The following is a 12,584-nucleotide window of genomic DNA, read 5'->3' on the forward strand; positions in this document are numbered from 1 at the left end:
GGTGATCGGCATTCCGAGCTGCCGATCACCTGACATTCTGCCGACCACACGGGAGGGCGCGGGGCCCGCCTCAGCGGCGCAGCGTGAAGCGGAGGGTGCGGACCTCGAACGGGGACAGCGTCACCTCGACGGTTCCGGCGCCGTCCTCGACGGTGAGCGGGGCTTCGGCCAGGTCGTCCTCGATGAGGCTCGCCTCGCGGGCCGCCGCGACCGGCGCCGCGACCGTGACGGTGCCCGACGCGCGGCGCCCGAGCGCCTCGTAGACCCGCACCACGAGGTCGCCCGACCGGTCGTCGGCGAGCTTGACGGCCGACAGCGTCACGCCGCCGGACACGCTGACCAGCGGCTCGACGCCGGCCGCGCCGCGCAGCTCGCGCGGGCGGGCGCCGAACGTCGCGCCTGCCCGGGTCGCCGCCGCCGTGTCCGCGCCCACGACCAGGCCGTACCGGTGCGTCTGGAGCCCCTGGTCGGTCTCGGGGTCGGGGAACCGCGGGGCCCGCAGCAGCGACAGCCGCACCGTGGTCGTCACCGCCGGCGACCCGGCCGCCGGCGCCACACCGGCGGCGGACACCTCGCGCGTCACGTCGTAGGCGTAGGACGAGTCGTTGACCAGGCCGACGCCGAAGCCCGGCTCCTCGGCCAGCACCCACCTGTGCATGGAGGTCTCGAACTTGGCGGCCTCCCAGCTCGTGTTGGTGTGCGTGACCCGCTTCTGGAAGCCGAACTGCGTCTCGGCGGCCACGTGCTCGGCCCGCACGTCGAGCGGGAAGGCGACCTTGAGGAACTTCTCGGCCTCGTGCCAGTCGGTCTCCAGCGCGACCTCGAGGGTCCGGCTGCCCGGCGCCAGGCTGAGCACCTGGTCGAGGCTGGAGGACGAGAACGTCCGGTGCACGCGCACCACTGCCACGCCGTCCTCCACGCCGGCCGTGACCTTCTCGGCCTCGCGCAGGTCGGTCACCGAGTTGCGGTAGAACCGGTCGACGTCCCAGGCGTCCCACTTGTTCGGGAAGTCCTGGTGGAGCTGCAGCACGTTCGCCTCGCGCCCCGGCGCCACCGCGTCCCGGCCGGTGGCCAGGTCGACCGCGGACGTCACGTGGCCCGCGCCGTCCAGCGTGATCCGGACCAGGTCGTTGGCCAGCACGTAGCCGCCGTCGGGCAGCTCGGTCAGGGTGCTGGGGGCCGCGGCCGGAGCGGACGCCGCGGCCACGCCCAGCGCGGGCACCCCGGCCTGGGCGAACACGGCGGGGTTCGCCCGGAGCGCCACGTCGCCCTCGCCCACCAGGGCCCGCAGCGAACGCTCGATGAGCACCTGCGCGCCCGCGGTGACCGCCGCATGCTGCGCGACGGCCTCGCGGTGCACCCAGGCGATCGACGTGCCGGGCAGGATGTCGTGGAACTGCAGCAGCAGCACCTGCTGCCACAGGGCGTCCAGCTCGTCGTACGGGTAGTCCGCCCCGGTCCGGGCCGACGCCGTCGCGGCCCACGCCTCGGCCTCGACCAGGAGCTGCTCGTTGCGGCGGTTGCCCTGCTTGGTCCGGTGCTGCGAGGTCAGGGTGGCGCGGTGCAGCTCCAGGTAGAGCTCGCCCACCCAGACAGCGCTGTCACCGTGCCGGGAGGCGAGCAGCTCCGCGCGGGCGCGCTCGAAGAACGCGTCCGGGTGCTCCCAGCGGACCTTCGCGCTGCCCTCCAGGTCGGCCAGGCGGCGGGCCTTGCCCGTCATCTCGCGCGTGGTGCCGCCACCGCCATCGCCCCAGCCCACCGGCGCGATCGAGCCGGTGGCGTGCCGCGCCTCGCGGAACTGGCGCGTCGCGCGGGCGAGCTCCTCGCCCGAGAGCTGCGAGTTGTAGGTGTCCATGGGCGGGAAGTGCGTCAGCACGCGCGAGCCGTCGATGCCCTCCCACCAGAACGTGTGGTGCGGGAACACGTTGACCTGGTTCCAGGAGATCTTCTGCGTGAAGAACCAGTCGAACCCCGCGCGGCGCACGAGCTGCGGCAGGGCCGGCGAGTAGCCGAACGAGTCCGGCAGCCAGACGCCGTGCGTGCGCAGGCCGAACTCGCGCTCGAAGAAGCGCTGCCCCTGGGAGAACTGGCGCACCAGCGCCTCGCCCGAGGGCATCACGGTGTCCGACTCGACCCACATGCCGCCCAGCGGCAGGAACCGGCCCTTGGCGACCGCCTCCTTGATCCGCACCCACACCTCGGGCCGGTGCTCCTTGACCCAGGCGTACTGCTGCGCCGACGACATGCCGTACACGAAGTCGTCGGTACGGTCGATCAGGTCCGCCATGGACGACGTCGTACGCGCCACCTTGCGGATCGTCTCCCGCACGGGCCACAGCCAGGCGGAGTCGATGTGCGCGTGCCCGACGGCGGAGATCTCGTGGGCGCTGGCCTCGGCGGGGCTGGCGAGCACGTCCGCGAGCGCCGCCCGCGCGGCCGCCGCCGTCTCGGGGATGCGCTGCAGGTCGAGCACGTCGAGGGCGTCGTCGAGGGCCTGCAGCACGCGCAGGCGGCGCGGCCCGGTGGGCAGCTCGGCCTGCAGCTCCAGGAGCACCTCCAGGTCGAGGGCGAGGTCGTGCACCTCGGCCTCGAAGATCGCCAGGTCCATGCGCCGGGTCGTGTACAGGGGGCGCGGGGACGCCGTCCTGGTGTCGCCCTCCTGGGTCACCAGGAAGGGGTGGTAGTCGAGCAGCACGGGGTTGGACGCCGCCTCCAGGAACAGCTCGACCCGTTCGCCGCCGGCCGCGGCGTCGGCCACGGGGACGTGCTGGTTGCGGGGGTTGAGGGACTTCACGGTGCTGCCGTCCGGCCGGTAGACCAGCGCCTCGCACTGGAAGCCGGCCATGTTGACGTCGAAGCCGAGGTCCACCACGGCCTCGACGGTCCGGCCCGCCCAGTCGGCCGGTACGGTGCCCGTCAGGCGGAACCAGGTGGTGCCCCAGGCGGGGCCCCAGGGCGTGCCCACCTCGTAGGGCTCCATCGCGAGGGCCAGGCCCTCCGCAGGGGGAACCGGCTCCCCCGGCAGGGCGTGCCACTCGACGTCGAGCGGCACCGACGTCCCGTGCACCGCCGGCCAGATCCGCTCGGTCAGCACCCGCCTCGCACGGCCGGTGGTGAGTGTGATGTCGTCGTGCATCGAAAGGGCCCTCCCCTGTGTCGCCGTTGAACGCACGCAGGCTACAGGGGGAGGTTGATGGACGCTCGCACCCCCGTGGGGATGAAATGATGTCCCCCATGAGCACCACCGACGAGACTCCCGCGGGCATCGATGCTCCAACAGGCGCTGACCAGGCAACACGCGATATCGCCGAGGTCGCGGCCGTCGAGGTCATCACCACCGCCGCCGTCCACCTGATGAGCGCCGCCGCCGTGAAGTGCGGCCTGGCCGAGGGGCCCGACGCCGAGGAGCTCACGGACCTCGACGAGGCCCGCAAGCTGATCACGGCGCTGGCCGCGCTCGTGGTCGCGAGCTCTCCCGACATCGGCAACGAGCACGCCCGCTCGCTGCGCGACGGCCTGCGCAGCCTGCAGCTCGCGTTCCGGGAGGCGTCGGTGATCCCCGACGCGCCGGGCGAGGGTCCGGGCGAGAAGTACACGGGTTCCGTCGTCTGATGACCGAGGCTCCTGTCGTGGCGGCCCCCGAGCCCGCGCGGGCCCCCGAGCCGCGTCGCGCGTCCCGCTGGCTGGCCATCCTCCTGGTCGCGACCATCGTGGTCGGCGCGTACCTGTGGCTCACCACCGTCCGCTGGCAGCAGAACGCCGCCGAGTGGGAGGCCAAGGCGCACGGCTACGCCGAGGAGGTGGCCTCGCTGCGGCTACAGCTCGACGGCGCCAACTCGGAGCTGCAGGCCGCCAGGGACCAGCTCTCCACGGCGACCGCGCGGATCACCGACCTCGCGAACGAGAAGGCGCAGCTCGGTGACGAGAACGTCGCCTCGCAGCAGTACCTCGACTACCAGACGCAGGTCAGCGCGGCGGCGGCCACGGTGGCCTCGGCGCTCGGGCAGTGCGTGTCGGGCCAGGAGCAGCTCGTGGGCTACCTGAAGGACGCCGACCAGTACGAGGCATCGGACCTGCGCCGGTACGAGCAGCAGGTCAACTCGCTGTGCGCGGACGCGGAGGACGCCAACGAGGCGCTGCAGAGGGAGCTGCGCCGGTGAGGCGTGGCCTGGGCGGCGCCCTGGCGGCTCTTGTGCTGACCGGGTCGCTGGGCGGCTGCGGGGTGCTCCCGCCACTGCCGGAGCCGGTACCGAGCGACATCGTGCCGTCGACGCCGGTCGACCTGTCGCCTGCCGCGGGCGGCGACTCGCTGAGCCCCGACGGGTTCGACGCCGTGGAGCGGATGGCGGTCCGCATCCGCAACGTGGGCTGCGAGGAGCTGTCGACGGGCTCGGGCTTCGCGATCGACGAGCACACGCTGATCACGAACAAGCACGTCGTCGCGGAGTCGCGGGAGCTGGAGGTCAGCACCTACGACGGGCGCGACATCACCGTCGGTGCCACGTCGACGGCGGGCCTCGCGGACCTCGCCGTCGTCCGGACCACCGACCCCCTGCCGTCGTACCCCGAGCTGGCGCAGGCCGACCCCGAGCCGGGCGACCCCGTCACCGTGGTGGGCTACCCGGAGGGCGGCGAGCTCACCGTGACGCAGGGCGAGGTCATCAACACCACGCGGGACCCGCTGAACGCGAACCTGGGCGAGGTGCTGCTCACCGACGCGCCCGTCGAGCCCGGCTCGTCCGGGTCGGCGGCGCTGGACGCCAAGGGGCGGGTGATCGGCGTCGTCTACGCCAAGACCGCCGAGGACAACAGCCTGCTCGTGCCGCTCTCCACGCTCCAGGACGTGCTGGCGGACGACACGGCGTTCACGCCGGCGAAGGGCTGCTGAGCGCGGTCCGGTTGCGCGGACTCGGTTGGGCCCGGCCCGGTCCCGCCGGCTCGACCGTCCGCTTCCAGCACGATGTTGCGCATGCTTTCCGGCCGAGACGCATGCACAACAGCGTGCTGGAAGCGGACCTCGCGGAGAGTTGGGCGGACCCGCGGAGAGGTGGCACACGCGAGCTCGTGGAGTGCTGGCTCGCGCGAGCTCAGCGCGCCGCGCCGATCCGCAGCTCCAGCGAGTCCACGCGCGCCGAGATCACCTCTGACGCCGCCAGCCGCGCGTTGACCTGGCCCAGCACGGTGTCGAGCCCGGCGCGGTCCAGGCCGGGGTCCAGCGCGAGCACCACCGCAACCTCCGCCGTGCGGCCCGGCTCGGCGTGCGCGCGGACCACGTGCTGCACCGGGGCGGCGGCGAGCGTGACCTCCGAGGCGACCTCCGGGTCCACGGCCAGCCCGTCCTCGTGCGGTACCAGCGCGGGCCGCCAGGGCTGCCCCTGCGCCAGCGCCCACACGGCGGGCCGCGGGACGAGCGCTGTCGCGGGCCCGGCCGGGTCCACCACGATCAGCGCCCAGTTCTCGTTCACGGCGGACAGGGCGGCGCGCGTCGCCTCGACCGGCACCGGCCGCGCGTCGGCCCGCCACTCCCGCATCGTCGCCACGGAGGTGAAGACCGGCAGGGCCCGGCGGCCGTCCGGCGCCTCCAGCGCCACGACGCCGGAGGACGCCTCCTTGTCCACGGCCAGCCCGTCCGGGTTCTGCTCGACGACGCCGGCCTCGGCCAGGACCGGCACGAGCACCCGGGTCTCGGCGAGCCGCGCGACGACGTCCCGCAGCGCGGTCGTGCCGGTCGTGTAACCCTCCAGCAGGCGCGTCAGCTCGGCGTCCGCCGAGCCGTCGTCGCCCGCGAACTGGCTGGTCGGCTGGATGGACTTCACTCGGCGGCCCCGTCACCCGCGCCGGCCCGGTCGCCCTCGCCCGCGGCGGCCGCGCCGCCCTCGCCCACGGCGGCCGCGCCGCCCTCGCCCACGGCGGCCGCGCCGCCCGGACGCCCCGCGACGTCGAGGGCGTCGGGGAGCGTGAACGCGCCCGCGTACAGCGCCTTGCCGACCACCGCGCCCTCGATGGTGCCGAGCGCGCGCAGGGCGCGCAGGTCGTCGAGCGAGGAGATGCCGCCGGAGGCGACGACGCGCGCGGGGGTGCGCGCGGCGACGTCGGACAGCAGGTCGAGGTTGGGGCCGCGCAGCGTGCCGTCCTTGGTCACGTCGGTGACCACATAGCGGGCGCAGCCGGCCTCGTCGAGGCGGCCGAGCACCTCCCAGAGGTCGCCGCCCTCCTTGGTCCAGCCGCGCGCGGCGAGCGTGGTGCCGCGCACGTCGAGGCCGACGGCGACGCGGTCGCCGTGCTCGCCGATGACCTTGGCGGTCCAGGCCGGGTCCTCCAGGGCGGCCGTGCCCAGGTTGACGCGCCGCGCGCCGGTGGCCAGGGCGCGCTCAAGGGACTCGTCGTCGCGGATGCCGCCCGACAGCTCGACCTGCACGTCCAGCTCGTTCACCACGCGCGCGAGCAGCTCGGCGTTGGAGCCGCGCCCGAAGGCCGCGTCCAGGTCCACGAGGTGGACCCACTCGGCGCCCCCGGACTGCCAGTCGAGGGCGGCCGTGAGCGGGTCGCCGTACGAGGTCTCCGAGCCGGCCTCGCCCTGGACGAGGCGGACGGCCTGGCCGTCGGCCACGTCGACGGCGGGCAGGAGCACGAGGCGGTCGGTCATGTCTCTCCAAGTTCTCTGTGTGTCTCTGGGGGCGGCGTTCGCCGCGCCGGTCCCGGTCGGGCGGACGCCCGGTGCCGGGCGGTGTCGCTAGCCGAGCGAGCGCACCCAGTTCTCCAGGAGCTGTGCGCCGGCGTCGCCCGACTTCTCGGGGTGGAACTGCGTGGCGGCCAGCGGCCCGTCCTCCACGGCCGCGACGAAGCGGCCGCCGTGGTCGGCCCAGGTGACCTTCGGGGGCCGGAACGCGCTGACGGCGTGCTCGTCGTGGCCCTTGGTGAAGGTCTGGACGGCGTAGGAGTGCACGAAGTAGAAGCGCTCGTCGGCGATCCCGTCGAAGAGCATCGAGCCGTCCGGCACCTCGACCGGTGACCAGCCCATGTGCGGCACGACGTCGGCCTGCAGCCGCTCGACGACGCCGGGCCACTCGCCGATGCCGTCGGTGCGCTGACCGTGCTCCACACCGGCGTCGAACATGACCTGCATGCCCACGCAGATGCCGAGGACCGGCCGGTTGCCGGCCAGCCGCCGGCCCACGACCTCGTGCCCGCGGACGGCCGTGAGCCCGGCCATGCACGCGGCGAACGCGCCGACGCCCGGCACGACGAGGCCGTCCGCGTCCTGCGCGGTGGCCCGGTCGGCGGTCAGCGTCACCTCTGCACCCACCCGCTCCAGGGACCGGACGGCGGAGCGGACGTTGCCGAAGCCGTAGTCGAGGACGACGACGCGCGCGCCCACGGTCAGGCCCCGCCCTTGCTGTCCGGCTCGCCCTTGCCCAGGCTCTTGCGGGCCTTGCGCGCGGCCGAGGTGAGCATGCGGACCGCCTTGAACCTGCTGATCGACGTCGAGCCGACCACACCCTCGGCGTCGGCCACCGTCGTGGCGCCGGTCAGCAGGTCGACCACGCTCTCGGGTGCGCCGCCCAGCACGAGGCCCGGCGCGAGCTCGTCGCCGCGCGCGCCGTCGGCGAACCGGACCGCCGTCATCTGCTCGCCCGTGCGCGTGACCAGGACGAGCGGGACGCCCCGCACGAGCTGGGAGATCGCGGCCGCCGCCCGCTCCGGCGCGTCGCCCGAGCGGTCCCGCAGCACACCGACGGCGCCGATCGGGGTGGGCACGGCGTCCAGGTCGAGCTGCGCGAGCGAGCTGGCCGCCGCGAGCGGCTCGGCGCCGGCGATCTGCGTGATGAGCGCCGCGAACTCGGGCTCCCCCGCGCCGGTGAGCGAGGACAGGTCGTCCGGGATCTCGAGGTCGCCGAGGTCGAAGTCGGGCAGGTCGTCGCCGGCCGGCGTGTTGTCGGGCCCGCTGTTCTCGGGCCCGCTGTTCTCGGGCCCGCTGTTCTCGGGCCCGCTGTTCTCAGGCCTGGTGCTGTCGGACATGGCTGCTAGAGCGCACCCTTCGTGGACGGGATGCCCTCGACGCGCGGGTCGAGGGCGACGGCGGCGCGCAGCGCACGCGCCAGCGCCTTGAACTGAGCTTCGACGATGTGGTGCGGGTCGCGCCCGGCGAGCACGCGCACGTGCAGGCAGATGCCCGCGTGGTGGGCGACCGACTCCAGCACGTGCCGGGTCAGCGACCCCGTGAAGTGGCCGCCGATGAGGTGGTACTCCTGGCCCGCCGGCTCGCCCTCGTGGACCAGGTAGGGCCGACCCGACACGTCGACGACCGCCTGGGCGAGCGCCTCGTCGAGCGGTACGAGCGCGTCGCCGAACCGGGAGATGCCCGCCTTGTCGCCGAGCGCCTGCCGCAGCGCCTCGCCGAGGCTGATGGCCACGTCCTCCACCGTGTGGTGGACGTCGATGTGCGTGTCGCCGGTGGCCTGCACCGTGAGGTCGATCAGCGAGTGCTTGCCGAGCGCGGTGAGCATGTGGTCGTAGAACGGCACGCTCGTGCTGATCTCGGTGCGCCCGGTGCCGTCGAGGTCGAGCTCGACCAGCACCTTCGACTCGGAGGTGGCGCGCTCCACGCGTGCTGTCCTGCTCATGCTCGTTCCTCTCCCGGCTCCCGCGCGGCCGCGGTTCCCGGCTCCCGCGCGGCCTCGGTTCCCGGCTCCTGTGCGACGCCGGTTCCCCGCTCCTGCAGCACCTCGGTGAGCGCCGCGCGGAACGCGGCCATCTCGGCGGACGTGCCGATCGACACCCGCAGCCAGCCGTCGGGCCCGGTCTCGCGGATCAGGACCCCGCGGTCGAGCAGCCCCTGCCAGACGGCGTGCCGGTCGCCGAACGTGCCGAACAGCACGAAGTTGGCGTCGGTGTCCGCGACGTCGAACGGGAGGCCGTCCGGGAGCCGCTGCTCGCGCAGCCACGCGACCGTCGCGTCCCGCTCGGCGCGCAGCGTGGCGACCTGCGCCATCAGCGACTCGCGGTGCCGCAGCGCGGCGCCGGCGGCGGCCTGCGTGATGGCGCTCAGGTGGTACGGCAGGCGCACGATCCGCAGCGCGTCCACGAAGGCGGTCGACGCGACCAGGTAGCCGAGCCGCGCGCCGGCCGCCGCGAACGCCTTGGACATGGTGCGCGTGACGGCCAGGTTCGGGTACCGCTCCAGCAGCGCCACCGCCGACGGCGTGCCGGGGCGCCGGAACTCCGCGTACGCCTCGTCGACCACGACGACCGGCCGCGCGCCGTCGATGTCGACGGTCAGCGCGGTCTCGCAGACCGCCTCGATGGTGGCCGTCGGCAGCGCCGTGCCGGTCGGGTTGTTGGGGCTGGCCAGCAAGATCACCGAGGGGCGCACCTCGCGGATCAGCCCGGCGGCGTGGGCCGGGTCGAGCGTGAAGTCGTCCTCCCGGCGGCCGACCACCCAGCCCGTGTGCGTGTCCCGCGCGTACTCCGGGTACATCGAGTAGGTGGGCGCGAACGACAGGGCCCTGCGGCCGGGGCCGCCGAACGCCTGCAGCACGTGCAGCATGACCTCGTTGGACCCGTTCGCCGCCCAGACGTCGAGGTGGTCGAGGCGGACGCCGGTCTCGAGCTGGAGGTAGTCGGCCAGATCCTGGCGCAGCACGGTGGCGTCGCGGTCCGGGTAGCGGTTCATCCCACGGGCGGCCCGCGCCACCTCCTGGGCGATCGTCGCGACCACGTCCTCGCCGGGCGGGTACGGGTTCTCGTTGACGTTCAGCAGCACCGGGACGTCGAGCTGCGGCGCACCGTAGGGCTCCTCGTCCGCCAGCTCGGGGCGCAGCGGCAGGCACACCGCGTGCGCCGGGGCGCTGCCCGGCGACCTGTGCTGCGTGCTGTGCTCGTCGACGGCGTGGGTCATCACCGGACCAGTCTACGAACCGCGCGGCGCCGGCCACGCGCGAGTCCGCCCACCGGGCGGGTGGGCCTGGTCACCCAGCGGGTGGGCTTGGCCACCGAGCGGGTGGGCCCGGTCACCGTACGCCCAGCACGAACGGGTAGACCGCCGCCGCACCGGCCTGGCGCAGCAGCCGGGCCGCGACCGTGAGGGTCCAGCCGGAGTCGGTGTAGTCGTCCACCAGCAGGACCGCCCGGCCGGGCAGCCCGCGCAGCGCGCCGTCCCCGAGCTGGAGCTGCAGGCGCCTGGCCACGCCCGCGAGCCGCATCGCCGAGTTCAGGTCGTGCCTGCCGGGCTGCTCCTGCCCCGCGGCCGGGCCGACGGCGCCGATCATCGGTACGCCAAGATACTTCGCCAGCCCGGTCGCCAGGTGGAACGACAGCTTGGGCCGGGTGACCGACCGGACCGCCACGACGGCCTCGACCACGAGCGGGCCGGGCTCGGCGGTGTGGGCGTCCCCGGCGCCCTCGAAGCCCTCGACGTCACCGGCCATGCCTTCGCCGGCCGCGCCCTCGCCGGAGGCGCCGGCCGCCACCGGCGGGCGCAGTGCGCCCCACTCGTCCAGCACCCGCGCGGCGGCCCGGCGCAGCGGCACCGGCAGCTCGCCGTCGGGCGCGCCGGGCGCCAGCAGGTCGCGCAGCGGACCCGACCAGCCGAGCCCGTCGAGGCGTGCGACGGCGCGCCCCGGCTCGGCCAACTCGTCCGCCGGGATCTTGCCCTTGAGGTCCAGGCCGATGGCGGCGAGCCCCGTCGGCCACATCTTGCGGGCCTCCACCTCGACGCCCGGGCGGTCCATCTCGGCCCGCGCTGCGGCCACCGCCTCGGCGTCGGGCGGCTCCGGCAGGTCCATGGCGCCGCACCGGTCGCAGCGCCCGCACGCCCAGCCCGGCGTCAGGTCCGGGTCGTCGAGCTGCGCCCGCAGGTACGCCATGCGGCAGCCCTGGGTGCCCACGTAGTCGACCATCGCCTGCTGCTCGGCGGCCCGCGTCGCGGCGACCCGCGCGTACCGCTCGGCGTCGTAGGTCCACGGCTGCCCCGTGGCCTCCCAGCCGCCGCGCACCCGCCGGACGGCGCCGTCCACGTCGAGCACCTTGAGCATGGTCTCCAGCCGCGACCGGCGCAGGTCCACCTGCGTCTCCAGGGCGGCGGTCGACATGGTGCCGCCGCCGGACAGCGCGTCGAGCGTGACCCGCACCTGCCCCTCGGCGGGGAACGCCTGCTCGCCGAACCAGTCCCAGATCGCCTTGTCCTCCACGCCGGGCAGCAGCACCACGAGCGCCTGGTCGACGCCGCGACCCGCGCGACCGACCTGCTGGTAGTACGCGATGGGCGAGGACGGCGCCCCGAGGTGCACCACGAACGCGAGGTCGGGCTTGTCGAAGCCCATCCCCAGCGCCGAGGTCGCGACCAGCGCCTTGACGTCGTTGTTCTTGAGGTCGGCCTCGAGCTGCTCGCGCTGCGCCGGCTCGGTCCGGCCGGTGTAGGCGGCGACCGCGAGGCCGTAGCCGCGAAGCTGCTCGGCGACCTGCTCGGCCGCCGACACGGTGAGGCAGTAGACGATGCCGGAGCCCTCGATGTCCTGCAGCGCCTCGGCCAGCCAGGCGACCCGGGTGGGCTGGTCGCCGAGCTCCAGCACCGCCAGGTGCAGCGACTCGCGGTCGAGCCCGCCGCGCAGCACGAGCACGTCCTCGCCGCCCGCGCCGTGGCCGTGCACGGCGAGCTGCTCGGCCACGTCCTGCGTGACGCGCTCGTTCGCCGTCGCCGTCGTGGCGAGCACGGGGATGCCGGCGGGCAGATCGGCCAGGAGGGTGCGGATGCGCCGGTAGTCGGGGCGGAAGTCGTGGCCCCAGTCGGAGATGCAGTGCGCCTCGTCGATGACCACCAGGCCGGCGTCGGCCGCCAGCCGCGGCAGCACCTCGTCCCGGAAGCCCGGGTTGTTCAGGCGTTCGGGCGAGCACAGCAGCACGTCCACCTCGCCTCGTGCGATCGCTGCGTGCACCTCGTCCCACTCGGTCATGTTGGCCGAGTTGATGGTCACCGCCCGGATGCCCGCGCGGGCCGCGGCCGCTATCTGGTCGCGCATGAGCGCCAGCAGCGGCGACACGATCACGGTCGGGCCGGCGCCCCTGGCCCGCAGCAGCTTCGTCGCCACGAAGTACACGGCCGACTTGCCCCAGCCGGTGCGCTGCACCACGAGCGCCCGGCGGTGGAAGGCCGCGAGCGCCTCGATGGCGGTCCACTGGTCGTCGCGCAGCGCCGCGTCGTCGCGACCCACCAGCTCGCGCAGCGCGGTCTCGGCCTCCGCGCGCAGGGAGGCGCCGGGCGAGGCGGCGGGGACCGGTCTGGCCGCCCGCTCGGGCACCGCGGCCGCCTCGCCGGCCGTGCCCCCCGCCCCTTCGTCCTGCCCGGCCGGAGGCGCCGCCACCGCCGTGGCCCCCTCGTCCAGCAGGCCGCGCAGCATCCGCAGCTTCGCCGCCTGCGCCTCGGGCGTGTTCCGCGCCGACGGCGGCAGCGCCGGCTCACCGACCTCGGTCAGGAACGCTGCGTCATCGGGCGGCTCCTCCATGGCGAAGGGAAGGTCTGCGAAGGGGTCCTTGGTCACGCCATCGATCCTAGGAGCACCCACCGACACCGCGAGCGGTTATCCACA

11 protein-coding genes are annotated in these 12,584 nt (G+C 74.6%); 3 read left to right on the top strand and 8 right to left on the bottom strand.

The window, feature by feature from the left end; all coding sequences use genetic code 11:
- Positions 1 to 70: 70 nt before the first annotated feature.
- A complete protein-coding gene (locus AC0QU1_RS15095; protein WP_483570399.1) occupies positions 71 to 3,136 on the bottom strand; it encodes an alpha-mannosidase in 3,066 nt (1,021 codons plus the stop codon).
- A 98-nt stretch (positions 3,137 to 3,234) separates the two neighbouring features.
- Here AC0QU1_RS15095 and AC0QU1_RS15100 point away from each other — a divergent pair, with 98 nt between their 5' ends.
- Genes AC0QU1_RS15100 through AC0QU1_RS15110 form a run of 3 tightly spaced genes read left to right on the top strand, consistent with a single transcriptional unit; the run spans position 3,235 to position 4,888 of the window.
- The gene (locus tag AC0QU1_RS15100) at positions 3,235 to 3,612 is read left to right on the top strand and encodes a DUF1844 domain-containing protein (protein ID WP_483570400.1); all 378 of its coding nucleotides are present in this window, start codon (positions 3,235 to 3,237) and stop codon (positions 3,610 to 3,612) included.
- A complete protein-coding gene (locus AC0QU1_RS15105) occupies positions 3,612 to 4,160 on the top strand; it encodes a hypothetical protein (RefSeq protein ID WP_483570401.1) in 549 nt (182 codons plus the stop codon). Before AC0QU1_RS15100 ends, AC0QU1_RS15105 begins: the two co-directional genes overlap by 1 nt.
- Complete coding sequence (locus tag AC0QU1_RS15110) at positions 4,157 to 4,888, top strand: S1C family serine protease (protein ID WP_483570403.1); 732 nt, start codon at positions 4,157 to 4,159, stop codon at positions 4,886 to 4,888. The genes AC0QU1_RS15105 and AC0QU1_RS15110 overlap by 4 nt, the downstream gene beginning before the upstream one ends.
- A 199-nt stretch (positions 4,889 to 5,087) precedes the next feature.
- Here the strand turns inward: AC0QU1_RS15110 and AC0QU1_RS15115 are convergent, their stop codons facing one another.
- The 7 genes from AC0QU1_RS15115 to AC0QU1_RS15145 all read right to left on the bottom strand — a co-directional run bounded on the left by AC0QU1_RS15115 (position 5,088) and on the right by AC0QU1_RS15145 (position 12,536).
- Positions 5,088 to 5,816, bottom strand: coding sequence for an SseB family protein (locus AC0QU1_RS15115; protein WP_483570404.1), 729 nt, complete (start codon positions 5,814 to 5,816; stop codon positions 5,088 to 5,090).
- The gene (gene priA / locus AC0QU1_RS15120; protein ID WP_483570405.1) at positions 5,813 to 6,646 is read right to left on the bottom strand and encodes a bifunctional 1-(5-phosphoribosyl)-5-((5-phosphoribosylamino)methylideneamino)imidazole-4-carboxamide isomerase/phosphoribosylanthranilate isomerase PriA; all 834 of its coding nucleotides are present in this window, start codon (positions 6,644 to 6,646) and stop codon (positions 5,813 to 5,815) included. The genes AC0QU1_RS15115 and priA overlap by 4 nt, the downstream gene beginning before the upstream one ends.
- Before the next feature lie 87 nt (positions 6,647 to 6,733).
- The gene (gene hisH / locus AC0QU1_RS15125; RefSeq protein WP_483570406.1) at positions 6,734 to 7,378 is read right to left on the bottom strand and encodes an imidazole glycerol phosphate synthase subunit HisH; all 645 of its coding nucleotides are present in this window, start codon (positions 7,376 to 7,378) and stop codon (positions 6,734 to 6,736) included.
- Between the two features lie 2 nt (positions 7,379 to 7,380).
- Positions 7,381 to 8,019: a hypothetical protein gene (locus tag AC0QU1_RS15130; RefSeq protein WP_483570408.1), complete on the bottom strand. Its 639-nt coding sequence runs from the start codon at positions 8,017 to 8,019 to the stop codon at positions 7,381 to 7,383.
- A 5-nt stretch (positions 8,020 to 8,024) separates the two neighbouring features.
- The gene (hisB, locus tag AC0QU1_RS15135) at positions 8,025 to 8,624 is read right to left on the bottom strand and encodes an imidazoleglycerol-phosphate dehydratase HisB (RefSeq protein WP_483570409.1); all 600 of its coding nucleotides are present in this window, start codon (positions 8,622 to 8,624) and stop codon (positions 8,025 to 8,027) included.
- The gene (locus AC0QU1_RS15140; RefSeq protein ID WP_483576703.1) at positions 8,621 to 9,898 is read right to left on the bottom strand and encodes a histidinol-phosphate transaminase; all 1,278 of its coding nucleotides are present in this window, start codon (positions 9,896 to 9,898) and stop codon (positions 8,621 to 8,623) included. Before AC0QU1_RS15140 ends, hisB begins: the two co-directional genes overlap by 4 nt.
- A gap of 112 nt (positions 9,899 to 10,010) precedes the next feature.
- Positions 10,011 to 12,536: a RecQ family ATP-dependent DNA helicase gene (locus AC0QU1_RS15145; protein ID WP_483570411.1), complete on the bottom strand. Its 2,526-nt coding sequence runs from the start codon at positions 12,534 to 12,536 to the stop codon at positions 10,011 to 10,013.
- Between the last annotated feature and the right edge of the window lie 48 nt (positions 12,537 to 12,584).

This window comes from Promicromonospora noduliphila, from assembly GCF_056951025.1.